General features: G+C 33.0%; 27 protein-coding genes and 1 tRNA gene. 8 read left to right on the top strand and 20 right to left on the bottom strand.

The window, feature by feature from the left end:
• Positions 1 to 155 precede the first annotated feature (155 nt).
• Complete coding sequence (locus HMPREF0367_RS03940) at positions 156 to 1499, top strand: RsmF rRNA methyltransferase first C-terminal domain-containing protein (protein ID WP_035401384.1); 1344 nt, start codon at positions 156 to 158, stop codon at positions 1497 to 1499.
• Positions 1496 to 2188, top strand: a complete 693-nt coding sequence (locus HMPREF0367_RS03935) for a pseudouridine synthase (protein ID WP_035401383.1) — start codon at positions 1496 to 1498, stop codon at positions 2186 to 2188. Before HMPREF0367_RS03940 ends, HMPREF0367_RS03935 begins: the two co-directional genes overlap by 4 nt.
• An 11-nt stretch (positions 2189 to 2199) precedes the next feature.
• Here the strand turns inward: HMPREF0367_RS03935 and HMPREF0367_RS03930 are convergent, their stop codons facing one another.
• The 5 genes from HMPREF0367_RS03930 to HMPREF0367_RS03910 all read right to left on the bottom strand — a co-directional run bounded on the left by HMPREF0367_RS03930 (position 2200) and on the right by HMPREF0367_RS03910 (position 7198).
• Complete coding sequence (locus HMPREF0367_RS03930) at positions 2200 to 2694, bottom strand: methylated-DNA--[protein]-cysteine S-methyltransferase (protein WP_035401382.1); 495 nt, start codon at positions 2692 to 2694, stop codon at positions 2200 to 2202.
• Positions 2695 to 2707: 13 nt separating this feature from the next.
• Positions 2708 to 4075 (bottom strand): sodium-dependent transporter, encoded by a 1368-nt coding sequence (locus HMPREF0367_RS03925; RefSeq protein ID WP_035401380.1) that lies wholly within the window; start codon positions 4073 to 4075, stop codon positions 2708 to 2710.
• 18 nt (positions 4076 to 4093) lie between these two features.
• Positions 4094 to 4915 (bottom strand): M55 family metallopeptidase, encoded by an 822-nt coding sequence (locus HMPREF0367_RS03920; protein ID WP_035401378.1) that lies wholly within the window; start codon positions 4913 to 4915, stop codon positions 4094 to 4096.
• A gap of 99 nt (positions 4916 to 5014) precedes the next feature.
• On the bottom strand, positions 5015 to 5770 hold the full coding sequence (locus HMPREF0367_RS03915; RefSeq protein WP_035401376.1) for an alpha/beta hydrolase: 756 nt from the start codon (positions 5768 to 5770) through the stop codon (positions 5015 to 5017).
• Positions 5771 to 5788: 18 nt separating this feature from the next.
• Entirely contained in the window at positions 5789 to 7198 is a 1410-nt protein-coding gene (locus tag HMPREF0367_RS03910) for a DEAD/DEAH box helicase (protein WP_035401374.1), read from the bottom strand.
• 139 nt (positions 7199 to 7337) lie between these two features.
• Here HMPREF0367_RS03910 and HMPREF0367_RS03905 point away from each other — a divergent pair, with 139 nt between their 5' ends.
• Positions 7338 to 8168, top strand: coding sequence for a pyridoxamine kinase (locus tag HMPREF0367_RS03905; protein ID WP_035401371.1), 831 nt, complete (start codon positions 7338 to 7340; stop codon positions 8166 to 8168).
• Between the two features lie 21 nt (positions 8169 to 8189).
• Entirely contained in the window at positions 8190 to 8792 is a 603-nt protein-coding gene (locus HMPREF0367_RS03900) for a TIGR04100 family radical SAM protein (RefSeq protein ID WP_081683625.1), read from the top strand.
• 14 nt (positions 8793 to 8806) lie between these two features.
• On the opposite strand, the gene HMPREF0367_RS03895 is transcribed toward HMPREF0367_RS03900, so the two are convergent.
• Positions 8807 to 12058 (bottom strand): DEAD/DEAH box helicase, encoded by a 3252-nt coding sequence (locus HMPREF0367_RS03895; protein WP_051335167.1) that lies wholly within the window; start codon positions 12056 to 12058, stop codon positions 8807 to 8809.
• A gap of 141 nt (positions 12059 to 12199) precedes the next feature.
• On the opposite strand from HMPREF0367_RS03895, the gene HMPREF0367_RS03890 reads away from it, so the two are divergent.
• On the top strand, positions 12200 to 12967 hold the full coding sequence (locus HMPREF0367_RS03890; RefSeq protein ID WP_035401369.1) for a TMEM164 family acyltransferase: 768 nt from the start codon (positions 12200 to 12202) through the stop codon (positions 12965 to 12967).
• Here HMPREF0367_RS03890 and HMPREF0367_RS03885 read toward each other — a convergent pair.
• Positions 12964 to 14058 carry a M56 family metallopeptidase gene (locus tag HMPREF0367_RS03885; RefSeq protein WP_169815935.1) on the bottom strand — a complete coding sequence of 365 codons (1095 nt, stop codon included), beginning with the start codon at positions 14056 to 14058 and terminating at the stop codon, positions 12964 to 12966. The genes HMPREF0367_RS03890 and HMPREF0367_RS03885 overlap by 4 nt on opposite strands.
• Complete coding sequence (locus HMPREF0367_RS03880; RefSeq protein WP_022356328.1) at positions 14058 to 14423, bottom strand: BlaI/MecI/CopY family transcriptional regulator; 366 nt, start codon at positions 14421 to 14423, stop codon at positions 14058 to 14060. Before HMPREF0367_RS03880 ends, HMPREF0367_RS03885 begins: the two co-directional genes overlap by 1 nt.
• A 130-nt stretch (positions 14424 to 14553) precedes the next feature.
• Here HMPREF0367_RS03880 and HMPREF0367_RS03875 point away from each other — a divergent pair, with 130 nt between their 5' ends.
• The gene (locus HMPREF0367_RS03875) at positions 14554 to 14838 is read left to right on the top strand and encodes a hypothetical protein (RefSeq protein ID WP_035401365.1); all 285 of its coding nucleotides are present in this window, start codon (positions 14554 to 14556) and stop codon (positions 14836 to 14838) included.
• Between the two features lie 32 nt (positions 14839 to 14870).
• Here the strand turns inward: HMPREF0367_RS03875 and HMPREF0367_RS03870 are convergent.
• From HMPREF0367_RS03870 to HMPREF0367_RS03835, 8 genes are all read right to left on the bottom strand, one after another.
• Positions 14871 to 14945: transfer RNA gene (locus HMPREF0367_RS03870), tRNA-Glu, on the bottom strand.
• Between the two features lie 83 nt (positions 14946 to 15028).
• Positions 15029 to 16474, bottom strand: a complete 1446-nt coding sequence (locus tag HMPREF0367_RS03865; protein WP_035401363.1) for a glycoside hydrolase family 1 protein — start codon at positions 16472 to 16474, stop codon at positions 15029 to 15031.
• On the bottom strand, positions 16471 to 17307 hold the full coding sequence (locus HMPREF0367_RS09995) for an HAD family hydrolase (protein WP_051335166.1): 837 nt from the start codon (positions 17305 to 17307) through the stop codon (positions 16471 to 16473). The genes HMPREF0367_RS03865 and HMPREF0367_RS09995 overlap by 4 nt, the downstream gene beginning before the upstream one ends.
• Positions 17308 to 17330: 23 nt before the next feature.
• Entirely contained in the window at positions 17331 to 17942 is a 612-nt protein-coding gene (locus HMPREF0367_RS03855; RefSeq protein ID WP_035401362.1) for a YczE/YyaS/YitT family protein, read from the bottom strand.
• Complete coding sequence (locus tag HMPREF0367_RS03850) at positions 17939 to 19387, bottom strand: glycoside hydrolase family 1 protein (protein ID WP_035401360.1); 1449 nt, start codon at positions 19385 to 19387, stop codon at positions 17939 to 17941. Before HMPREF0367_RS03850 ends, HMPREF0367_RS03855 begins: the two co-directional genes overlap by 4 nt.
• A gap of 58 nt (positions 19388 to 19445) precedes the next feature.
• The gene (locus HMPREF0367_RS03845) at positions 19446 to 19781 is read right to left on the bottom strand and encodes a PTS lactose/cellobiose transporter subunit IIA (RefSeq protein WP_035401358.1); all 336 of its coding nucleotides are present in this window, start codon (positions 19779 to 19781) and stop codon (positions 19446 to 19448) included.
• 21 nt (positions 19782 to 19802) lie between these two features.
• Positions 19803 to 21050: a PTS sugar transporter subunit IIC gene (locus HMPREF0367_RS03840; protein WP_035401355.1), complete on the bottom strand. Its 1248-nt coding sequence runs from the start codon at positions 21048 to 21050 to the stop codon at positions 19803 to 19805.
• A gap of 37 nt (positions 21051 to 21087) precedes the next feature.
• Positions 21088 to 21402, bottom strand: coding sequence for a PTS sugar transporter subunit IIB (locus HMPREF0367_RS03835; RefSeq protein WP_035401353.1), 315 nt, complete (start codon positions 21400 to 21402; stop codon positions 21088 to 21090).
• 220 nt (positions 21403 to 21622) lie between these two features.
• Here HMPREF0367_RS03835 and HMPREF0367_RS03830 point away from each other — a divergent pair, with 220 nt between their 5' ends.
• Positions 21623 to 23191, top strand: coding sequence for a BglG family transcription antiterminator (locus HMPREF0367_RS03830; protein WP_248660660.1), 1569 nt, complete (start codon positions 21623 to 21625; stop codon positions 23189 to 23191).
• Here HMPREF0367_RS03830 and HMPREF0367_RS10805 read toward each other — a convergent pair.
• Positions 23185 to 23310 (bottom strand): hypothetical protein, encoded by a 126-nt coding sequence (locus HMPREF0367_RS10805; RefSeq protein ID WP_262359516.1) that lies wholly within the window; start codon positions 23308 to 23310, stop codon positions 23185 to 23187. The two genes, HMPREF0367_RS03830 and HMPREF0367_RS10805, sit on opposite strands and share 7 nt — an antisense overlap.
• Here HMPREF0367_RS10805 and HMPREF0367_RS10705 point away from each other — a divergent pair.
• A complete protein-coding gene (locus HMPREF0367_RS10705; protein ID WP_248660661.1) occupies positions 23252 to 23533 on the top strand; it encodes a PTS sugar transporter subunit IIA in 282 nt (93 codons plus the stop codon). The two genes, HMPREF0367_RS10805 and HMPREF0367_RS10705, sit on opposite strands and share 59 nt — an antisense overlap.
• Positions 23534 to 23596: 63 nt before the next feature.
• On the opposite strand, the gene HMPREF0367_RS03825 is transcribed toward HMPREF0367_RS10705, so the two are convergent.
• From HMPREF0367_RS03825 to HMPREF0367_RS03815, 3 genes are all read right to left on the bottom strand, one after another.
• Complete coding sequence (locus tag HMPREF0367_RS03825) at positions 23597 to 24007, bottom strand: Hsp20/alpha crystallin family protein (protein WP_015536417.1); 411 nt, start codon at positions 24005 to 24007, stop codon at positions 23597 to 23599.
• A gap of 131 nt (positions 24008 to 24138) precedes the next feature.
• Complete coding sequence (locus tag HMPREF0367_RS03820) at positions 24139 to 25146, bottom strand: dipeptidase (RefSeq protein WP_035401351.1); 1008 nt, start codon at positions 25144 to 25146, stop codon at positions 24139 to 24141.
• A complete protein-coding gene (locus tag HMPREF0367_RS03815) occupies positions 25143 to 25961 on the bottom strand; it encodes an HAD-IIB family hydrolase (protein WP_022356318.1) in 819 nt (272 codons plus the stop codon). Before HMPREF0367_RS03815 ends, HMPREF0367_RS03820 begins: the two co-directional genes overlap by 4 nt.
• Positions 25962 to 25982 lie beyond the last annotated feature (21 nt).

Raw genomic sequence — 25982 nt, 5'->3', positions numbered from 1 at the left:
TCTATATTGTCTTGAATAATTCTTACAAAAGAATGACATTACATCGATGACAAATCAGAAAAGTAAAATTCTGTATATAGGTTCTTTTTATCCCACAGATGAAAACAACTCTATCATTCTATGCTATAATGGGGTGCACAAAAAGGAGATTTAATATGGTCACTCAATTACCTGAAAGTTTTATCCAACAGATGAAAGAACTGCTTAAAGATGAATTTGAAGCATATATTCAAAGTTTTGAACACGAACGTTATTATGGACTTCGTGTAAATACAAATAAGATCAGTGTACAAGATTTTCTTAAAATATCTCCTTTCGATTTAACTCCTATTCCATGGACAGATAATGGATTTTATTATGGAGGAGATCAAAAGCCTGCTAAACATCCATACTACTACGCCGGCCTTTATTACCTTCAAGAGCCTTCTGCCATGTTGCCTGCACAGGTTTTACCAATAGAAGAAAATGAACTTGTACTTGATACATGCGCAGCACCTGGAGGAAAAAGTACAGAACTTGCAGCCAAACTACATAATACAGGTCTATTATTATCCAATGATATCAGTACATCTCGCTGTCAAGGCTTGATCAAAAACCTGGAACTATCCGGCTCTTATAATGCCTGGGTATGCAGTGAAGACCTCATTGATCTTTCAAATAGATTTACACAAACTTTTGATAAAATCCTAGTTGATGCTCCATGTAGCGGAGAAGGAATGTTTCGAAAAGAACCACATTTGATCAACAGTTGGATCCAAAGAGATGATACTTACTATCCACCTATTCAAAAAGAGATTCTTTCATCCGCAATTGATATGTTAAGACCTGGAGGTATGATCGTATATTCTACATGCACGTTCTCTGTAAAAGAAAATGAAGAGGTCATTCAAGATGCTTTAGATAGACATCCAGACATACATCTTGTCTCGATTCCTAAATGCCCCGGATTTTCTAGTGGTATAAATATGGAAGAATGCGTTCGACTTTATCCTCATAAAATTCATGGTGAAGGACATTTTGTGGCTTTACTTCAAAAAGATGGAGATACCCCTCAAAAAAGATATCAAAATATAAAAACATCTTTACCTGAGTCATTTAAAGAATTTTTAAATCTCTGTACGTTTGATTTTTCTCAAGGATCTTTTATCATTAAAAATGAAAAGGCCATCTGGAGTCCATTACAACTACCCGAACAGAAAAAATGGCGCTTACTACGCTCTGGTCTGATTTGTGGAGAATTCAAAAAGAATCATTTTGAACCAAGCCAAGCTTTAGCTCTAGCTCTAAAAAAAGAACAATTTAAAAATACAGTTGACTTATCCGTCGAAGATACAAGAGTTATCAAATATTTAAAGGGTGAAACGATTGATATCAAAGATCTAGATACAAAGACAAAAGGTTGGATCTTGATTTGTGTAAATGGATATCCTCTTGGTTTTGGAAAGATTGATAAAGGAATCATAAAGAATAAATATGCGAAAGGATGGCGATGGCAATGAGACTTGATAAATTTCTATCTCATATGGGATATGGAACCCGCAACGAAGTAAAAAACATCATTAAAAATGGGTGGGTCACGATTGAAGGAAAAACAATCAAGAAAGCTGATCATCAAGTAAAAGAAGACCAAATTGTCTATGTGGATGATACACCCGTTTCCTATATTCAATATGAGTATTATATTTTAAACAAGCCTGCCGGCTATGTCAGTGCCACCGAAGATAATGTACATCCAACAATCATGGAGTTAATTCCCAGCATAAGAAAAGATCTTTATCCTGTTGGACGTCTTGATATAGATACAGAAGGTTTGCTTCTTGTTTGTAATGATGGACAACTCACACATGATCTACTATCGCCAAAAAAACATGTACAAAAAAAGTATTATGTTGAATTTGAAGGTACTTTACCCGAAAATGCCGTTGAAATATTCAATCAACCTATGGACCTGGATGACTTTATCGCTAAACCTTCTACATTAGAAATCCTAGATACAAATAAAGCATATCTGACGATCAGCGAAGGGAAATTCCATCAAGTAAAGCGAATGTTTCAAAAAGTTGGATGTGAAGTAACCTACTTACAAAGAGTTAGCTTTGGTCCACTCGAGCTAAAAAATCTAGAAATTGGACAGGCAAGGGCCCTAAGTCCAGATGAAATAGAATGTTTAAAAGCACACAGCCATTAAAACTGTGTGCTTTATTTTAATATCGTTAAATCATAGCCTTCGATTTCCAACAAGGCTATTTTTTTATCAATTCCTCCTGCATACCCAGTGATCTTATGATTAGCTCCGATTACTCTATGACATGGAACAATGATTGAAATTGGGTTACGTCCAACAGCTTGACCGACAGCTCTTGCAGAAGAAATCCCTAGTTTTTTTGCGATATCCATATAAGTTATGGTCTTGCCATAAGGTATTTTTAGCAACTCATTCCATACTTTCTTTTGAAAGGGGGTTCCTTCAAAAGAAATTTCCGGGATAAAGTCTGGCTCTTTGTGATCAAAATAAACATCCAGCCATTCTTTCGTTCGAATTAAGACAGGCGTATCTTTTTCAATACATTCATTTTGAATCGTGCTTTCAAAATATTTCTGGTTTTCAAACCAAAGACCAATCAGTGCCTTTTCATTACTGGCAAGATAGATTTTTCCCAAAGCTGAATCATATTCAGAAATATAAGTTAACATATTCAACTCGTTTCTACATCGATATGATGCCTAAAACAGAAGCAACAGAACTCAATAAGATAATGATCAAAAAGAACGATGCTAAGTACTTCATAAAAAACACATACATTTTTTCACGTTTAAATGGACTGGAAATCTTTACCTCATCAATGATCTTTTGAAACCCTACAACCTTAATAATTAAGATACAAGTAGCCAGTGCAGCAATTGGCATCATGATTGAATTTGTCAAGAAGTCATAGAAATCCAAGAATGCCATACCAAAAATTGAAATGAAATCCCAGACACCATAACCTAAACAAGAAGTTGTTCCAAAAGCCAACATCACAAATGCCATAATAACAATTGCCTTATTTCTTGAAATATGAAACTGCTGTGATAAAGATGAAACGCTTGTTTCCAATAAAGAAATAGCACTAGTCAAAGCCGCAAAGAATACAAGAAGGAAGAATAAAATTCCCGCTATCGTTCCAGCTCCCATGCTCGCAAAAACTTTTGGAAGTGTAATAAACATCAAAGACGGTCCTGCCTGTAAGCTTTCAGCTGCCTCTGTAGAGAAAGCGAAAACAGCTGGAATAACCATCAAACCTGCTAAAATTGCAATAGCTGTATCAAATAATTCAACTTGTTTAGTCGATTTTTCGATATCTACATCTTTTTCAAGATAAGATCCGTATGTATATAATATTCCCATTGCGATTGATAACGAATAAAACATCTGACCCATGGCCGCTACAATCGTCATGATTGAAAAATCCTCAAAATTAGGGATCAAGAAATATTTAACCCCTTCGATGGCGCCTGGTCTTGTTACCGAATAGATAACGACCATGATTGCCAAAATGACCAAGATTGGCATCATAATCTTACTAGATCGTTCAATTCCATTTTTTACACCACCTAGTATTGTAATAAACGCAAAAAGCGCAAAAATTATAAACCAGAACTCAACATTAAAAGAATCACTAATAAAATTATTAAAATAATTATCCCGAGCTAAAACATTCACATTTCCTTTAATATATTCCACAAAATACTTAATGACCCAGCCGCCAATCACAGAATAATACGGTACGATCAAGATTGGGATTATGGCATTGATCCATCCACCAATCTTATACCAGATTCCCTGGCCAAAACTTTTAAAAGCTCCAATTGGACTCTTCTGTGTCATTCTTCCTAATGCTGTTTCAGAAACAATCAAAACATAGCCAAAGCTTACTGTTAAGATCAAATAAACAAGAAGGAAGATTCCTCCTCCATATTTAGCTGCCAAGTATGGAAATCGCCATATGTTCCCTAGCCCTACGGCAGAACCTGCCACTGCTAAAACATAGCCTAAACGACTTGAAAACTTCGAATTTTTTGCCTTTTTATCCATCAAATCTCTCCCTATATTCTAGGCAAATGCATTGCATATCTTAATAACAAAACGCATTGTCCTGTATAATTCCTTAAAACTTTCTTTTGTGATTTCAACTGTACAGTTGTCCACTTTTTTTATTTCTTCCATTCGGCTTACAAAATCAGCATTTCGAATATAGTGAAAACGAATACGCATTGTATGCGATGTTTTTTCTTTTTTTATTGATTCCTGATTCATCCCTTTTTGAATAGCCTTCTCATATTGACTTACTAAAGTATCCCAGCTGCAGCAAAGTGCAGTCTGTGAATTAATTGCTTTCTTTGTTTCTACAAAGTTTGTCTTGTACCCAATATCTTCTTCATACTGTACATGAAGTTTATCATCTCCGCTAATCAAAACAATTGGAACTCCATATTCATGGGCCAAGATCGCATTAATTCCTGTTTCTCCCAACTCTTTACCATCCACTTCAATATGTTCGATCATTGATCCCCATATTGTATGAGCCATGATTCCCGGTGTATTTGATCTAGTATGATATCCAATCAGACAAACACCATCAAAAGAATCATCCAATCCCTCCATCATACCAAATTCTTTGTACGCTCCATTAGCACTTACAAAAGAAACTCTTTTATCGATTTTAGAAGGCAAAAGATTATCCATGTTTCCATGGCCATCATTTACAACAACTTCTTTAGCTCCATATTTAAAAAGAAGATCAATGACCAAATTGACTTCATTGATCATATTGAGACGATATTCTTCATACAATTCACTTCCAGCCATGGTATATGCCGGATTAGCATTTCCCCATATTCCTTCGATATCGGCTGAAATATAGATTTTTTTCATTGTCTCCGCTCCCATCTGCCTTTAAAGAATAGCATTCATACATATATTCTTCAATGTTAATTTTTTACAGAAATAAAAAACCTGTGCCAAAAACACAGGTTATTTCCATAAAAAATCAAAATATATCTTATTTTCTTTTTCCCAGGAAGATTCATCGTGTTTACCATCTTCAATCACATTCAACATACTTGTTGCCCCTATGTCTTTAAAATAATTTGAGAAAACCATATTATCATAGAGCCTTTGTTGGTGAAGATAATTAGAATTTGCTTCCTTTTTACCTAAACTTAGATACACTCTAGTATCGGCGTTGATCTTAGTATTATGAAGATCATGAAGAAGTTGATCTTTTCCCGCAAAGATTGCCGAAGATAAGCAGGCAGCTTTAGAAAAGAAACGATTATATTTGATTACCGCATACAAAGCCATCAAACCTCCCATAGAACTTCCTCCAATACCGGTACACTCGCGAAATGGCATGGTTCTATATGTGGAATCAATCATAGGTTTCAATTCATACACGATCCATTCCATAAGTTCTGCCCCTTTTCCTTTGATCATTCCCCAATAATGAGTTGAATATGTATAAGGGCTGAATTCAACGATTCTTTGATTGCCTTCATGATTACACTCTAGTCCAACCACAATAAATTTCTTATCATATTGATCTAAAAACTCTTTTAATCCCCAAGATTTCCCATACGTTGCATCTTCATCATAGAAAAGATTATGCCCATCAAACATATACATGACAGGATAGGTTTCCTTACTTTGATAATAGTCATCAGGAAGATAAATATGCAATCTTCTTTGTAAGCCAAGTGGGGTAATTGTTACATCTTTTTTCTCAATCATGGTAATACCTCCTGAAGATCAATGATTTGCCACTTCAACGCGAACTGATTTATTCTTGATCTTCTTATTTTGTAACACTTCTAATACGATCTTGCCTTTGCCATTTAAAATATCGACATAAGATTGATGTTCCTGAATCTGTATGATACCAATATCATCAAATTCGATTTCATCTATGCTCATGATAGCTCCAACAAGATCTTTAGCTCGTATCTTTTTGCTCTTACCCGCATTGATATAGAGCTTTGTAATATCTTTTCTGAGTTTCTTTGTTTTATCCTCAAGTTGTCTTTCTGGTTTTGATAGACAGGAAAGATCATATTCATTCTGTAGCTCAATTGTTTTGAGATCCTCTGGAAGATTAAGTTTATCTATGATTTCTAAATATTTTTCTTTTTCCTGATCGGATACGAGCGTAATTGCCTTCCCTTTATTTTTCATTCTTCCACTTCGTCCAATACGATGGATATAGATCCAGAAAGTATTTGGAACTTCATAATTTATGATCAAATCTACTTTTTGAATATCAATGCCTCGAGCTGCCACATCTGTACTGACTAAAATACGAAACTCTCCTTGTTTAAAAGCATTCATTTGCCGCAGACGATCTTCCTGCAACATACCTCCATGAATTTTATTGACACTAATTTGTCTAGATTGCAGTTGTTCATATATTTCATCTACCATCTGTCGCGTGTTCGCAAACACAATACAGCTTTCCGGTTTCTCTTTGACTAAAAGATGAAGTAAATAGGATACTTTCTCTTCCATTTTTGTATAGTAAAAGCTTTGATCAATTTGATCAGCTTGATCATTATTTATGATCCAAATCGGATCATTTAGAATATCTTTAGAAAGACTCTCTATTGAGTCATTGATCGTTGCCGATAACAAACAATTAATTCGTGAATCGGATAGATATTCTATGATTTGTAAAATATCTTGATAAAAATTCAAGCCCAGCATTTCATCTGCTTCATCCAATATTAAATATTGAATCTTTGTTGAATCAAATGTATGCTCCTTTAGATGTTCTAAAAGTCTACCAGGTGTTGCAATTATAACATGACAACGCTGAGATAGATCTTCTTTTTGAAAGGCAAAAGGCTGTTTTCCAAAAACAGCTACTGTTTTGATTTTCTTATACACACCCAAATGATCAAATGTTTCTTGAATTTGTAACACAAGTTCTCTAGTTGGCGCCAAAATTAAAGCCTGTGGTTCTTTTTGATCAATTATTATCTTTTCTAATATAGGTAAAGCATAAGCTGCCGTTTTACCACTTCCGGTCTTTGACTGAACGATACAGTCCTTATTATCTAGTAAGACAGGAATCGTATTTTGTTGGACAGATGTTAAATCGTGAAATCCCAACGCATCTAAAGCTTTTAGAATTCTTACATCATGGATAAATGTATTAAATTTCATAAGATCATTCCTTATAATCATTATAGCACGATATGAAAACAATAATATTAAGATTGTTTAATATCTCTATAAACAATCTGTAAACTTGAAGTCATGTCGAGAATATGCTATTTTATGACAGATGAACAAAGAGTCTATCATGTCACATAACAATCAAAAAAAAATAGCGGTCATCAATGATTTTTCCGGATTCGGTCGCTGCTCAATTGCAGTCGCTTTACCAATTATATCAACTCTTAAAATACAATGTTGTCCCTTACCTACATCTATATTTTCCAATCATACAGGTTTTGACAGTTTCTTCTTTGACGACTATACGGATAAAATGCCTCTATATATCAATGAATGGAAAAAATTAGGACTCCAATTTGATGGCATAACATCCGGTTTTCTAGGCTCCAAAAAACAAATCGAAATCGTTACACAATTTTTTAAAGACTTTAAGACAAAAGAGAATATAATAATTGTAGATCCTGTTATGGGTGATTATGGAAAGATATATGCCACTTACACAAAAGAAATGTGTGAAGAAATGAAAGAACTCGTTCAATATGCAGATATTATCACACCAAACATAACAGAATTATGTATTTTGACCGATACACCATACCAGGAAAAATGGAAGATCAGCGAGCTGGAAAAAATGACCGAAGGACTTGCTGAAAAAGGACCAGAAAAAATCGTTGTCACAGGTATCGTGCAAAAAGAATTCATTGCAAACTTCTGTTATGAAAAAGGAAAATCCCCTAAAATCTTACGCTGTCATCGTGTTGGAACACAACGCTCAGGAACCGGAGATGTATTCTCGTCTATCATAGCTGCCGATGCCGTTAATCAAGTACCATTTGACAAATCGGTCAAGAAAGCATCTAACTTTATCAAGAAATGTATCTTGAAATCCATTGAAATGGATATACCCGTAACGGATGGCGTGTGTTTTGAAGAGCTGCTGCAAACACTAAAAGTATAAAAAGAAAAGAGGTAAGATAACATGACAATTCTCTACAAAGTTTATAACAATCTTTATGTAAATTTGACCAACCGTTGTCCTTGTGCCTGCACTTTCTGTTTAAGACAGACACGTGATCATATGGATGATTCAGGAACTTTATGGTTAAAGAAAGAACCAACAGTCGAAGAAGTTATCGATGAATTTAAAAAATACGATCTCTCTCAATATAAAGAAATCGTATTCTGCGGTTTTGGCGAGCCAACCGAAGCACTTGATGTATTGCTTCCGGTAGCTAAATACTTAAAAGCGCATTACCCAAATCCAATTCGAATCAATACAAACGGATTAGGCAATCTTATTCATGATCGTGATATTACACCTGAATTTGAAGGACTTATTGATACAATTTCAATCAGTTTAAATACCCCAGATGCCAAGGAATATCATAAGATCGTTCGCAGTAAGTTTGGTGAAAAAGCATTTGATTCAATGCTAGATTTTGCTGAAAAATGTACAAAACACATTCCTAATGTAGTCATGACCACAGTTGCGACAACTATTACACCACAAGAAGAAGAACAATGCCAAAAAATTTGCAGTGATTTAAACGTCACTTATCGCATCCGCCCATTTGAAGACTAAACAGTCTTCTTTTTTTATCGTTTGAATAAATCTAATATTTCTTCTTTTGACATTTTAGATAAAGAGCCATCATTGCCTTCCACAAAACTATCGGCAAGGTTTGCCTTTCTTTCCTGCATCTTCAATATCTTTTCTTCGATCGAATCTTTCATGATCATCCGATATACCTGTACATTCGCATTTTGACCGATACGATGTGCTCGATCTGTTGCCTGATTTTGAGCAGAAAGATTCCACCATGGATCGATATGGATCACTGCTTCCGCACTCGTTAAATTAAGACCAGTGCCACCTGCTTTTAATGAAATCAAAAATACTCTTGTATCATCTTCATTAAAATTGTTTACAAGTTTTCTTCTTTCTTCCTTATTTGTGCTGCCTGTCAACATATAATAAGAAATCTGCTCCTTATCCAGTTGATTGCTGACTAAATCTAATAATGAAGTAAATGCTGAAAATAATAAGATCTTTTTGTTGTTTTCTGTCAATGTTTTGATCAAACTGATCGTTGCATTGATCTTAGTAGAAGGTTCTTTGATATTATCATAGACTAATCGTGCATCGCAGCAAATTTGTCTTAGCTTTGTCAACATCGCCAAAATGGCAATACGATCAAAATGTACCTCTTTCATCTTTGCCTGCATTTCTTTGTTGACCATCGCAAGATTAGCTAGATATAACTTCTTTTCTGAAACACTAAATTCTAACATATACTTGTGATCAACTTTATCTGGCAATTCTTTTAATACTTCTTTTTTCGTTCTTCTTAGAATAAAAGGATTTACCAAATTTCTAAGTCTTTTTGTTGTTTTTTCATCTTCATCAAGCGTAATAGGAATTTCATATTCCTGTTTAAAATAATGATATGAATATAAATAACCGGGCATCAAAAAATCAAAAATTGACCATAATTCAGCCAAAGAGTTCTCAATAGGTGTTCCACTTAAGGCAATTCTATGATTTGCCTTTAACCTTTTGACAAACTGGGCATTCTTTGTCTTTTGATTTTTAATATTCTGAGCTTCATCTAAGATGATACATTCAAATTCATGATCCTGATATAAATCTACATCCCTTCTTAAATAATCATACGATGTAATCAAAAGATCATAATCTCGATAATTTTGAATTCCTAATGTTCTTTTTGCTTTTGCTCCTGTGATACTGATACAGTTCAGTGTTTTTGAGAATTTGGCAATCTCATCTTCCCAGTTATAAATCAAAGAAGCTGGGCATACCACCAAACTTGTCTTATTTTTATCTCGTATAGAATCCAGCATGGCAATAACCTGCAACGTTTTACCTAAGCCCATCTCATCCGCTAAGATGCCATTCAGATTATAACTGTATAAAGTCAACAACCATCTTGTTCCCACCTTTTGATAAGGTCTTAACACATCATTATATTGATCATCAATTTCAACCTGATTGGACATATTTTCAAACCCTTTGATGTATTGACTCAAAGAATCGTCTTTAGTAATTTTGATAAAATTCATCTGATCTAATCGTTTATCTAAACTTAAAGCTCGATAATTATCCATGACCAGTTTCCCATCATGAAAGTCTTTGGATTTCAGATCATATTCCTGCATAAAACTATCTAATTCATCAAGTTCATTGCTTTCAAGATGAATCATCAATCCACTTTTCAAACGAAAATACTTTTTCTTTTTATGATATGCCTTTAAGATGGCATCCACTTCATTGACATCAAAATCTTCACTTTCAAGATTTACTTCCAATAAATCATTTTCAAAACTTACACCAACGTGCAAATTATATTTTGTACTTTTTCCTAATTTCTTTAATTCTTCAGATACAAACACTTCACAATACTGTGACAAAATCTTTGTACCTTCTTCGATTAGTTCAAAAGTTTCTGGTCTATCTAAATTAAAATATGCTTTGTGCTCTTCAATATAATCTGCTTCATTTTCCAAAATCGTTTTGATCAAATCACTTTGAAGGCTAGGTTGAAAATGATCATTTTTAATGATTTCTACTTCCTGATTTACATCTATTCCTACTGCATGAAACACAACAGTATCATCATCAAACAAATCACCATATACTTTAAATGATTTAGGAATAAATACAGAAACAAGCTTTTTCTCCCTTTCATCTTTTATATCCAAATACTTTTTATTTGGGCTTAAGACATAATGTTCAAAAGATGTAAAATCATCTTTATCAACATATAATGGTTCTAAAGAAATGGCCGAAATAAATTCTTTTAAATTGCTGTAATTTTCAACAGGGTATCGAACAATTTGATCATACGATATCAAATAATAGGCGTCTTTCCCTTCAATTAGATCAAGACTATCTTGTTTAGATATAATATAACTATACTCATTCTCTGATATCTTTATTGGATAAGTAAATTCTTCTTCTAAAAAGGTTAGATCGATCTCTTTTTCATCTTTAAAAAAATCAAATAATTTATGGACGTTTTCATTATCAATCTTTAAATATCGATTAGAATCATAATACCCTTCATACATTCGCGTATAGTAAAGACTAGTTTGAGGTCTATGCTCAGTTTTAATCAATTCGATCCATTTTTTAGATAATTCATCAAAACTATTGATATCATGATAGACTTCAAGAAACTTTCCATATCGCACTGTTTCATGATTGTCTAAATTATCGATAAATGTATATAGATTTTTTATAATATATGGTTTATCCCGTGCAATTTGAAAACCAATCAGAAGCTTGTCTTCATCAAAGATAAAATTAGGAATCAAATGATAAGATTCTTTTTTTACTATAAAGTTTAATCGTTCCTGATAACTTCTTTGAAATTGATCGATCATTTTCCTAGATTCATTCTTTCTTCTTTTCATGATCACCTTTTGTCTAAGAAGTTCTGCTTCTTTTCTTTTTTCTTCTTTATCTAACAAATATTTTTGAAGCGTACTAGTCGTTTTCTGATAATGGTAAGGGAATGCATCAAATGTCATTAATGAAATCATATGGATTACAGCCCCTATATGAGCACAGATGCCATAACTTCCCCAAGGACAATCACATTGTTCATTTTCAATCTCCATATAATCATTGATGCGAAAAGAACATTCATTCAAATGCCCATGAACTTCTAATACAGCTGAGACATCATGATATACACCATACGGATCTTCCACTTCTTCAATATGCAGCAATTGAATGGCTCCACTCTCAAAGTATCGTTTTGATAAATTAATCGTACGAATATCCAAACCAATAAAATCAAGTTCATTCCTATGTAAAAGTCGCATGGTCTCACCTCTTATCGATTGCTTATAATATTCTACCACTATTCATATCAATTTGATGAAATAACACAATCATACTTTACAAAAATCAAACAATCTTTCAATTTGAATGTGATAAAATACAAATGTTGAAAGGAGAAAATTATGGACTTTTTTGGATATTATACAATTGACGATCCGGCTAAGCATCCATTTATGATGTTCTCAACAACCCATCTATTATTTATCATCTTGATTATTTGCTGCCTCTATCTAGGGCTTAAAGTATCTAAAGATTATCCTGAAGAAAAAACCAAAAAAATTGAAAAGATCGTATCTGCCAGTTTAATCTTTGGTGAATTCATCTATTACATCTGGAACATTTTCAAATGCCCATACCCTATCTTTACGGAGATTCTTCCTTTGCATTTGTGTTCTATCTGTATCTGGACATCCTTCCTGGCATTCTGGCTGGATAATGAAAAACTGCGACATTTTATCGCAGTCAATAATATGCTTGGCGCATTGATTGCCTTATGTTATCCGGCAACCGTTGCCTCAATCAATCAAACATTCTCTTATCGCGTCATTTATTTCTTCATCTCTCATGGAACAATTACGTTTATGGGAGTCATGCAGTTAAGACAACTTAAATCTTTAAGTTTTCAAGATTTAAAATTTAATATCCCTTTATTAGCATTCTTAACAACAATTGCGATGGGAGTGAATTATTTTCTTCATTCTGATTATCTTTTTGTGGGTTTTCCTTCATCCATTCCCATTATTCAAATGATTTATAATTTTGTTGGAATATTATTTTATTTACCCGTTGCCATTCTCATATTCTCTATCCTGGAAATTCTCATGTTATTCATATTAAAAAATATTCTTCAATTTATATATCATAGACAACGCAATATTATTCTTAATTAATCTTGACTCTCTAATTCTTTGACACTTATAGAAGATGGATCTGTACTACTGTTAAAATGCTCAGTTTGGAAATTAAACAAAAATCCTGAACTTATATCCGCTTCTCCATGTAACCAACCACCATTGGATATCTGCAATACCTTATCTGTACTATCTAGACCATTGAATTCAACTTGTTCAATGGTCTTTTTTTGTTGATAAATATTAGATTGATCTGGCAAAAATTCAAATATAGATGGTGCTAAAGAGAAAACGAAAATAATTCCAATTAAATAAACACTATATTTATGTTTATTAGAAGATAAGAGATAATAAACTCTTGTTTCTAGTTCAGTTAATAAAGAATTAGAAAAATAATTTATATCAATAATGGACTGTGTATTTTTCTTTGCTACAGTAATCAATGATTCTAAATATAGATATTTTGACAAACTATTCTCTTCAGTAATTAATTTTTCATCTACACGAAGTTCTAAAAATATTTCTGAACATCTTTTAAAAAAATATAATGGTATAAACCACCAATAAACAGCACATATCAAAGATATCAAACACTTTATATAAACATCTTTATTTTTGATGTGTTGTATTTCATGTGCAATTATCATAGATCTTTCCTGATCTGAATAGTTAATATCAGGCAGCAAAATAATCTTTTTCATACCTAATACCATTGGATTTGATACATACTCACTAACTAATACAGGAAACTGAAAATCTTTCAAAATCATTTTGTTTGGATCTGAAAAAATATAATTTAAAATTTTTTGATTATTTCTGATTTTTATGAAATAAAAAGTTAAAGATAAACAAGCTCCTAATAACCACACAATCTGAAATATATTCCAAAATGTAAATTCCAACACATTTGATGTCTTAAAGAAGAATTCACTTTTAGTATTGATTTGAAAAACTCCAATATTAAATGGAAATATCAACCGTATTAAAATAACTATAAAAAGTACATTTAACACTCTGATATCAATTATATGAAATGCCTTTTTCCAATTTAAAGAAATCCAAAATACGATTATTAAGATAGTGGATAGCAGGCAACTAACTGCTAAAGAATATATTGAAAAATGAATCATCATTTGAGTTTTTCTCTAGACTGTAATATTAAATTTTCTAATTCATCTAACACTTTTGGATCCGTATTTTCTTTTATAAATGCAGTTGCTAATTCATATTCTGTATTCTTTGCTATAAATTGTTTTAAATACTTGGCCTGCGAAACACATGGAATATATTTTCTTGTAATTGAATTCTTAGTAAAGCCAACCCCTTCAACTTTAATAAAGCCATTATTATTCAATCGCCTCAAAACTTGTTGAATGGTGTGGATACTTAAATCATTAGATAGAACTTTTATATCATTTGACGACAATGGTTTCTCGCTTTTCCAAAAAAGTTCCATAATATCTTGTTCTCTTTTTGTTAATTGAAATTCCACCATAACCACCTCTTTAAGTACATTTTATCAGGGAAGTCATATAATAACAACAAATATTTATTTTATTTAGTATTGCTATTATTAACAGCACCTGTTATAATTTGATTAGGATAGCTATCTAGGAGGAACACATATGAAAAAAATTTTACTTATTGCATGCTTTATTGTTTTAGGAAGTCTAGTGACTATTCCTTCTTTCGCATTTGATAATACGTCCATTTCCATTGAGTCATCTATACCAGAATCTTATTTCAATGATTTAAAAGATAATGATAAAGTGCTTCAATTACCAGACGGAGGCTTTCTCTGTGGTTCAGCATCTATTGAGTATGAAGATGGTACAGTAATCAACTTAAATTCAGAAACACATCCAAATGCAATCACAGTTAAAAAAGCTAAAGAAATTCTAAGTAAATAAAAAAGCCTTTAAATAAAGGCTTAATAGACAGATGGTAGCGCGTACGGGACTCGAACCCGTGATACAGCCTTGAGAGGGCTGTGGCTTAACCGCTTGCCGAACGCGCCATATGTGCTTAATTATTTTAACAGTTTTTAGAAAAAAATTAAAGATAAAGAATGAGGAATTCGTTTGAATTCCTCATTTTATATTATAAATCTTCTCCATTTGTTTCAATTACATGTTTGTACCAATAGAAAGAATCCTTTTTTAGACGTTTTCCACTTCCCTTGCCAAAATCATCTAGATCAACATAGATGTATCCATATCGTTTAGACATTTCAGCACTGGAACTAGATACGATATCAATTGGTCCCCAGCTCAAATATCCGATAACATCTACACCATCTTTAATGCATTCTTTTAATTGTTTGATATGTTCACGTAAATATTCAATACGATACTCATCATGGATACTTCCATCTTCTTCAATTTTATCTAAAGCACCCAAACCATTCTCTGCAATCATTAATGGAACTTGATAACGATCCCAATATTGAGATAAAGAATTATATAAACCTAATGGATCTGCACGCCATTCCCATGGTGTTGGTTTTAGATATGGATTTTGTGATCCATCAAATGCTTTAATGGTATTTTTAGTACTGTCTACAATTTTGGTGTAATAATAAGAAATTGCTAAAAACTGCATTGGATTCTCTTTTAAAAGCTCTTCATCGCCTTCTTCCATCTGGATCGAGATATTATTTTCTTTAAAATAACGCAGTGCATAAACAGGATATTCTCCTCTTAACTGTACATCCGTGAAATAATACTGCATACGATTTTTCTTCATCGTTAATACAACATCTTCTGGATTACATGTAGCCGGATACATCGTACCATCGGCAACCATTGTTCCCATGATCGCATCTGGATCTATTTCTCTGGCAAGTTTTACAACTTTAGCTCCCGCAACAAACTGATTGTGTACCGCTTGATACATCAATTCTTCCATATTTTCTGCCTGGTCATCATAAATACCAAGAGAACCAAACTGAACTGTTGGAACAAGGTTCACCTGATTACAAACGATCCAGTATTTGACTTTTCCTTTGAAACGTTCTAACAATGTTGTGGCATAGCGAACAAAGAAATCAATCATTTTTCGATTTGCAAACCCACCATATTCCGTAACTAAATGAAGAGGGATATCATAATGAGACATCGTAATAACTGGTTCCATACCATCTTTAATGATTTCATCGATCAAATGATCATAGAACTCCAATCCTTTTTCATTTGGAGTTTCCTCATCTCCATTTGGATAAATTCTAGACCAGGAAATACTGGTTCTAAAAGCTTTGAATCCCATTTCCTTCATCAAAGCCAAATCTGACTTATACGTATGGTAAAAATCAATTCCATAACGTTTTGGAATATAACTTTCTTTGTCTTCAACTGCTGCTTTGATTCCAGCTAAGGTCCCTCCGCCTTCTTTTTCAATATGAGCACGATCCATATTCTTATCATACGCATGGATATCCGATGTTGATAGACCTCTTCCATCTACATCATATGCTCCTTCAATCTGGCAGGCTGCTACAGCTCCACCCCATAAAAAATCCTTAGGGAATCCCTTTGGAACTTCTTTCATGCTTTTTTATCTCTCAATTCAAAATAGTTTTCTAAAAATTCAGCTACTCCGTCTTCCTGACAAGAGCGCGCAATATATTTTGTATTTACTTTAAAATCATTATTTGGATTTTTGACCAAAACAGAATGTTTAAATGCTTCCAACATAGAATGATCGTTCTCACTATCGCCAAAAACCATAACTTCATCTTCATTTATATCTTCGTATTTTACATACTCCTGTAATGCATTTGCTTTATTGATGTAATCTGGTGTAATCTCCAAATTAAAATTCATTGAACTCACTACATCAATACCCGTTACATCTTTCAATGCTTCTCGAACCTGGTCAACCAAAGATATATCCTCAAACAAAGCCTCAATCTTTAATGTTTCCTCATAGTTAAAATCTGTTTCTTCAACGGATACTAGACTATCGATCAAGCCATGCATTTCCAATTCTGAATCTGGCAAATAAATGCCTAATACTTGACCATATGTTTGCTTTGAACTTTGATATACGACATTTTTATCTTTTGTAAAACACACAAAAGGAACATCAAATTGTTGAAGAATCTTGCAGACAGCTTCTACTAGATCAATAGACATATAATGGGCAAAAATCTTATTATCCTTTTCATCTCTAACCATTGCCCCATTCAACAAAACTGTTGCAGGAAAAAAATTATTCTTTCTTTTCAAAGGATAAAGGTCTTCATACGGTCTTCCTGTTGCTAAAACCAACTTCAATCCTTTCTTCTCAAGCTGATCGAAAATAGCTCTTAATCTCGGTGTAATCTCATTATTACCTGCCGTAATCGTACCATCAACATCAAATGCCAACATCTTGATCATAGTAATACTCTCCTTCAATTTGTCTAACTCATCTTATCTGTTTCTGTTCCTAAAATTTTTAAGAAAAAGTCGATCAATATTCCTGTGGTGCTCATCGCAATAACCGACCCAATTCCAATGACACCACCTAATAACCAGCCAATGACCAATAATACAACATCAGCTCCTGTTCGAATCCATTTAAAAGAAATGTTTGTCTTATTTACGATTGCATAAGCTATCGCATCGATTTGATTCATACCTTTACGATATTTTATCAATAAGGCATATGTCAACCCAAAACAAATCTGTCCTAAACAAGCAACAAGAAGTCGAATCAAGATATTCATATTTACGATATTTAATGGAGCTAATAAAACTTCAAAAAAATCCATTGCAAAGCCTACAGTCAATGCATATATGATCGTTGCCCATCCAATATTTTTAAAAGATACAATTAAAGCGATGATCAACATAATGACATTGTAGATTCTGGAAGCCGTACCATAACTAACATTCAATGTACGATGCAAACCATCCACAAAAACAGTAATTGTATCACTTCCCAAATTGGCATGTACAAACAAGGCAACACCTAAACCTGTTAATAAAATTGCTGATGCAATAGCTAAAACAGTTTGTACAGCTTTTTTCATAAATCTAAATTTTCTCCATTAGATTCAATAACTCGTTTATACCAATCATAACTATCTTTTTTAATTCGTTTTCCTGTACCTTTTCCATAATCATCTAGATCCACATAGATGAATCCATAACGTTTTGACATTTCGCTGGATGAACAAGATACGATATCAATTGGACCCCAGGCATAATATCCACGAAGATCTACACCATCTTTAATTGCTTCTTTCATCTGTTCAATATGATTGCGATAGAATTCTACACGATAAGGATCATGTACTTTTCCATCTTCCAATTTATCGTAGTATCCACTACCATTTTCTGTGATGTAAATTGGTTTTTGATAACGATCCCAGAAAGTATTTAATGAAATACGCAATCCAATTGGATCAAATGTCCACCCCCACTCATTAGCTGGAAGTTCTTTATTACGAATAGCTTCATTGCCATTTTCATAGCTCTCTTTAGTAACTATACGTGTGTAGTAATATGAGAAAGAGAAGAAATCACAAGTGTTTTTCAAATCTTCTTCATCATGTTCTCCAAACTCTACATGAATTCCCTTATCTTCAAAGAAACGGAATGCATATCCTGGATAATATCCACGAAGTAATACATCTGAATAGAAGAATTCCATCTGATTATGCTTTAATGCAGCAAGCTGATCTTCTGGTTTACATGTAGCTGCATAATTATAGCCCCCGCATAGCATCATACCAATCTGCATTTCAGGATAATGTTCATGGGCATATTTTGTAGCTCTTGCACAAGATACCATTTCATTATGAACCGCCTGATATTTTGCACTTTGAAGATCGTCTACTTTATCTTCGGCAATTCCTAAATGATTGAAGGATTCATGTCCAATTAAATTAATTTGATTGACAATGATCCAATATTTTACTTTTCCTGCATATCGATCAAAAACAGTTCTACAATACTTTTCAAAGAATTCAATCAATTCTCGAGAATACCATCCTTTATATTTCAAAGTCAGATTCAAAGGCATCTCATAATGAGAAATTGTAATCATCGGTTCCATACCATTCTTAATGATTTCATCAATTAATTCATCATAGAATTTCAATCCTGCTTCATTTGGACTCTCATCATCCCCGTTTGGGAAAATTCTTGCCCAGTTGATACTAGTTCTAAATGTTTTTAAACCTAATCCTGCCAAAAGCTTTAAGTCTTCTTTATATGTATGATAGAAATCGATTCCCCATCTTTTTGGGAATATTCTTCCATCACCATGGCCAGCATTCATTGCCTCAACAACAAATTTAGTATCCAATTCTTCATTGTATTTTTTAGTAATATCTACATCATCTCTAAATTCATTGATATCTGCAACGCACATTCCTTTACCATCAATATCATAAGCTCCTTCAAGCTGATTAGCGGCGACAGCGCCACCCCACAAAAAATCTTTTGGAAATCCTGTTGGTACTCTACTCATTTTATTTTTCCTCCTATTTATAAAGAAAGGATTTCATTGCCTGAAATCCTTTACGTTCCTATTTTTCTAATGCAGCAATGCGTGTTTCGTATGCTTTAAAAATTTTCAACAATTGTTTAGCAATGTTAATTTCGCTGTAAATTGTCATTAATGTATCTTGCGCATGTGCAAACAAGAGTGAATATTCACTTTTTTCACCACGTGTTTCATCTTGAATCGCATCAGTCTGTACTTTATGAGCTACAGTGATCTTTTCATGACATACTTTTAACTTTTCTTCTGCTGTTTCATAGTCGAAAGCCGCAATTGCATCCAATGCTTCTTTACACGCTACACGTGCATCGCCTGCATTTAGGATAATGGTCATAGCAGACTGTACTACTTCTTCATTCATACCAATCTATCCTCCTGATAATTAATCGTTATTTGCTTCTTCTTCAATACACTGTTTTTCGTAAGCTTTAAAGAATGGATACCAAATTAAAGCTGCAACAACCAAACAAATCAAAGCTAATACAATTGCAGCGATAGAACCTTGTGTTGCTATCCATGTAGAAATGCCGAATGGACAATACCATAAATCAAACTGTATTGTAGTAATTGGAGCAAAAGCTAGTACTTTACATCCGATCCACACAATTGATGGTAATACAATACCAATAATCCACATTGGAAGCATCATAATTGGGTTCCATACGATACAACCAAATACAACTGGTTCATTGATATTAAAGATAGCAGGACCTATACATGCTCTCCCTAAAGCTTTTAATTTCTTTGATTTTGACATTGCTAGAAAACCAACTAGAGGAAGTGTACACGCAATCCCTCCCCACCATAAATAAGTGCTAAAAATCATAGAGTCTGTAAACATATTTAAATTAGCTGCTGTTGCAGTTCCAGCTGCTGCTAGCGCAATATTAGCTGTAATACTTGCTAATCTAACGGGTTGAGTTACTGGCGTTAACACCCAAGAAGCAATACCCATTGAGTAAATAAAACAATAGAAGAAATTCATTAAGATAAATCCATACCACGTATTTAATACACCTTGTAAAGGCATGAAAATACTCACAGAAATTGCATATAAATCTACATTAAATACTTGTACTAACAAAAATCCACAAAAAATAACTAAACCAATTGGTAATAAAGCATCAAACCACTGACGAACAAAATCCGGAATTGCACTGTCTTCTTTAAAGAATGAGAATTTTCCAAATAAATTAAATACAATACATGTGATTATACCTGTAATCATAGCACAGAACATACCACCAGCTCCAAAAGCGTCAGATCCAAATCCAGGATTACCCTCAATCATGATTTGAGGTGTAATCGAAATAAAAAATAAGATTAATCCAGTTGAACCAGCAATAATTCTGTTTTTTCGCAAACGCTTTTTTTCACAGAAATTAAACGGAATTAGAAAAGCTATAAGTACAGATACCATCCCCATAGTCCATCCAAAAGGTGTCCAGAACGAAAATGGTAAACTAATCCATTCTTCAACAACAGCCCCAACACAGAAAATAGATCCTAATAGTATAAATGGTAATATTTGTAGCATAGAGTCTTTTAACGTCACAACCCAAATATTGTGATTAATTTTATTCATTTTTGGTTGAAAACTTGTTTCTAGCCAATTAATTAATTTTTGCATAATTATGTTTCCTTTCTCTAATTTTTATTCCCTAATTTTATTTTTTCATTTCTTCTAATAAATGATCGATAGCTTTAGCTCCATCTAAAGTTGAATAATATTCAGGTTTCATTAGAATCACTTTAACATCTCTTCCGTTTTTATATTCTTCAACTTCATCAAGAATATAAGCCAAATGCGGTCCTACCATTAATGCATCGATATCATCAATGTAGTTTTCAATTTCAGATTCACTACGTGCTTTGATATCGATATCCAACCCTTTCGCCTTTGCAGCTTTACGCATGTTTGCTGCCATGAATCCAGAACTTGCTCCAGATCCACAAACAAGTAATACACTTAATTTTTTCATTTTGATCTCCTTTCTTAACAGTGTGATAACTTTTACACTGTCATTATGATAAAAAATGAAAGCGTTCTCCACTCATCTTTTGCCTGCCTTAGGGGCAAATAATTAATTGCATTCAGAGGGTGCAAAAGTCTGTTGGATTTATACAGACGCAGACATTATGATATTCCTAGCGAAAAATCGTTTATTTTTTTGTGTGTCGTTTCAGGGAAAGGGGTATAATATGAAGCCTAAGCTAAAAAAGCTCATCCAGCTGTTACTTGAAGCTCAACCTAGAACTTCTGCCAACCTGGCTGAAAGATTGGATGTATCTGTACGTAGCATCAAAAATTATGTAAGAGAAATAAATGAAGAATTCCCTAACACGATACAATCATCATACGAAGGCTATCGAATTGACTCAAAAGTAGGTGTAATGATCTTAGCTGATAATACCAATCATATCCCTCAAACTTCTGATGAAAGAGTTTCCTATATCATAAATAAACTTATTAACCATAATTCTCATGTAACCCTGGACACTTATGATCTATGTGATGAACTTTTTATTTCTATGTCCACACTTAAAAATGAACTGACCAAAGTGAAACATCGTCTACAAAAATTTGATTTGCAACTGATCACAAAAGGTGATTTTATTGAATGTTCCGGACTAGAAAAAAATAAGCGGAAAATGTTAAGTACCATACTGTATGATGAAAGCAATGTTAACTTTGTAAATATTGAATCTTTACAACATGCATTTATGGATATCGATATCGATTTTATACGCAGAACAATCTTGGAAGTATTTGATAAATATCACTATTTTATCAATGATTATTCTTTGATCAACTTAGTTTTACATGTCACAATTGCAGTCGACAGGATCATCAATGATAATATTAATAAACAGAATGTTGATTCTTTACCTGGGGTTAGATTACATGAATATGCTCTTGCACAGGAAATAGCCGAAAAATTGAATGAACACTTCAATATTGAATTCAGCAATGCTGAAATCTATGAGATGACTCTGCTTATTATTTCTCGTGCTACAACGATCGACTATAAAAGCATAACTGTTGGAAACTTGGAAGAGTTTGTCGGAAAAGATTGCTTAGATCTTGTAAAGATATTGATTGAAAATGTAAATGCTTTCTATTATATCGATTTAAGTGAACCTGAGTTTTTGATTCGTTTTGCTTTGCATATTCGAAATCTTCTTGTTCGTTCTAAAAATGATTACTTTTCTAAAAATCCATTAACAGAAAGCATTAAATCATCCTGTCCTTTGATTTATGATCTATCTGTGAACCTTGCGGGAGAAATCAAAGAGTATACCGGTATAACGATCAATGATGATGAAATCGCATATATCGCATTTCATTTAGGTAGTACGATTGAAGCTCAAAAGAGCTTGACCACAAAGATTACGGCTGCTTTATACTGCCCAAATTATTATGATATTAACCAAAAAGTAACCGATACTTTAAATCAATATTTTTCCAATGATTTATTGGTCAAATATATTGTTACTGATGAAAGTGAACTAGAAGCCATTCAAAATATTGATTTAATTATTTCCACAATTCCTTTATCCAGGCCTCAAATAATTCCATCTGTTTTGATCAATATCTTTGTTACTAAAAGAGATCAGGATATCCTTAAACAAAAAATTGATGAACTTCATAAAGAAAAAGACAAAAAAGAATTCAATCAATATCTAAGAGAAATGATATTACCTGAATTCTTTGAAAGAAAAAATGATCTTCACACACAAATAGAATGCATTGATTATATGTATCAATAATTTAAAGATAAAGGATACGTCAATACATCATTTAAAGAAGAAGTTTTAGAACGAGAACGAATCTCTTCAACTGCTTTTGGTAATTTTGCGATTCCACACGCAATGAAAATGTATGCCAACAAAACTGGCATTAATATTATCATCAGTGATCAACCAATTCAATGGAGCGATAAATCCGTAAATCTTGTCATCATGATGTGCTTTAACAAGAATGAACGTTATATGTTTAATGAGATTTATGAACCTATTACCATGATTCTTTCCGAAAGTGAAAATGTTAAAAAAATCCTTACTTCAAAAGATTATGATGAATTTATTCAAAACCTTGTCGATTTACTATAAAAGCTCTTCGGAGCTTTTTTCTTTCATTAAAAAAGACATGTCTTAATGACATGTCTGATTTGATTATAAGATAGGGATGAATTTTGTTTCTTCTTCAACTTTCTTAGTTTCTGTAGGAATTGAGATGATCAATTCACCATTGTCGAAGTTTGCCTTAACATCTTCCTGTTTGATTCCTTCTCCTACATAGAAGCTACGAGAGCTGCTTCCAGAATAACGTTCTTGACGGATAATGCGTCCTTTTTCATCTTTATCTTCTTTAGAACTGTTTCTAGAAGCTGTAACTTTCAAATAACCATCTTTCAATTCAATTTGAATATCTTCTTTTTTAACACCTGGAGCTTCCATGCTCAAAACATAATATCCATCTTTTTCATGAATATCTGTCTTTAAAACATTAGCTGTTTTTGTTGTTGCATCTGAGAAGAAATCATCAAATAAATCAAATCTATTAAATCCTGGATAGTATTTCATAATATCGCCTCCTTATTTCTATATGAAATTCTATCAGTTAGCACTCTATTTATCTAACTGCTAATATCATAACACATTTTTTGGCAGAATCAAGTCTTAAGTGCTAAAAAAATAAAAAAAAGAAGGAAATGCTATTTCAGCACTTCCTTATACACTCTTAATGCATTTCTATAGAATATTTTCTCTATTTCTTCTTCGCTAAATCCCTCTTCTTTTAAAGCCTGTGCTAATTTTGACATTTGCGAAGCATCTTTTATTTCCAATTCTGAATTGATCCCATCAAAATCCGTTCCCAAACCAATAACATCGATACCTGCTAATTTTTTGATATATTTGATTTGTTCTATTATATCTGAAATTCGACTTGGACCATTTTCTTGATCATGCAAAGCTAGAAAATCACCACAGAAATTGATTCCCATGACTCCACCACGTTTAGCTAGTTCCAAAATCATGTCATCTGACATATTACGTGCAACCGGACAAATACTTCTTGCATTCGAATGTGAAGCCACAAATGGCTTAGATGTATAATTCAGCACATCATAAAAACCTGCATCATTTAAATGGGAAACATCAATGATCATTCCTAAATGTTCCATTTCACGAATATAGTCGATTCCAAAATCTGTCAAGCCATTGACTGTATCCACCCTCTGAAAGAAATTAGCTTGCTTATAATCTGTTCCCATATCATTAATAGATAAATTAGGAAAGCCTATTCCATTTTCATAATTCCATGTCAAAGCTATCATTCGTACACCCATACGATAATAGTTTCTTAACATTGCCAAATCATCAAAAACAACACCACCATCTTCTAAAGTTAACATGGCAGATAACTTGCCATCTTTAGCATTTCGTTCTATATCATCATAGCGCAATACAGGTGCAATATATTCCTGGTTTTCTTCTAACATTCGATAATACATATCCATCAATTTCATAGTTTGATGTTCAGGTATTTCTAAAGTTTTCTGGTCGGTAAATAAAGCAAAATTTTGAATCAGATAATCTCCAGCTTTTAATTTTTGAATATCAACACAAAGATCATTGGCATAAAGAGAAACATCTTGATATTTTTGTTCTTTCTCTAGCAATCCTAAGATCGTATCACAGTGCATATCTATGATTTTCATCTAAGATCCTCCAAAATTCTATCCAGCCACATAATACATCCATCATCATAACAAGATGGCACGATCATATCAGCTGCATCTTTGCAAGCTTCACTACCATTTTCCAAAGTTACACCAAGACCTGCTTTTTGAATACATCCAAGATCTGAGTTCGTATCTCCGATAACACTGATATCGCTCCATTTAATATTCAACTTATTTAACAAGCGATCCACAGCTATAGTTTTATCTACCTTATTATCAATGATATCAACCATTGTTGGTGTGCTACGTATGACTTTTAAATCACAATATGATTCAATTTCACTTTTTACATCTTCAAAGCAAGCATCTAATTGTTCTTTTGTATCTGATATACAACATTTCCAGATAGGACCTTCTATATACTGTTTTGGAATTCTTGTTAATAAATAATCCACTTCACAATTATTGCGATCCAACTGATATCCAATTGCAAAATCCTCTGCCAACATATACTCTGGTTGAGAAATCCCAGGTTTTAAGCCATGTTTCATGCAAATTTGCCAGATAAACAAAGCATCCTTTTTCGATATCTGATATTCGAATACGGTCTCATTGGTCTTAACATTCATTACATGACATCCATTGCAGGAAATAACATATCCTCCAAAATCATCCATTTGAATTTGTTTTGCCAAAGGGTATACCCCTTGAATGATCCTGGCTGAATTTAAAACAACCATGATTCCGTGTTTTTGAATTTCGATTAATTTTTCTTTTACTTTTTCACTTACATATAGTCCACTGCTTGGTGGCATCAAAGAACCATCCAAATCACAAATTATAGCTTTCATACAAAACCTCCGATGATATAT

Source organism: Faecalitalea cylindroides ATCC 27803 (assembly GCF_000469305.1).
GTDB lineage: Bacteria > Bacillota_I > Bacilli_A > Erysipelotrichales > Erysipelotrichaceae > Faecalitalea > Faecalitalea cylindroides.
This window is presented reverse-complemented; position numbering and strand designations above follow the sequence as displayed.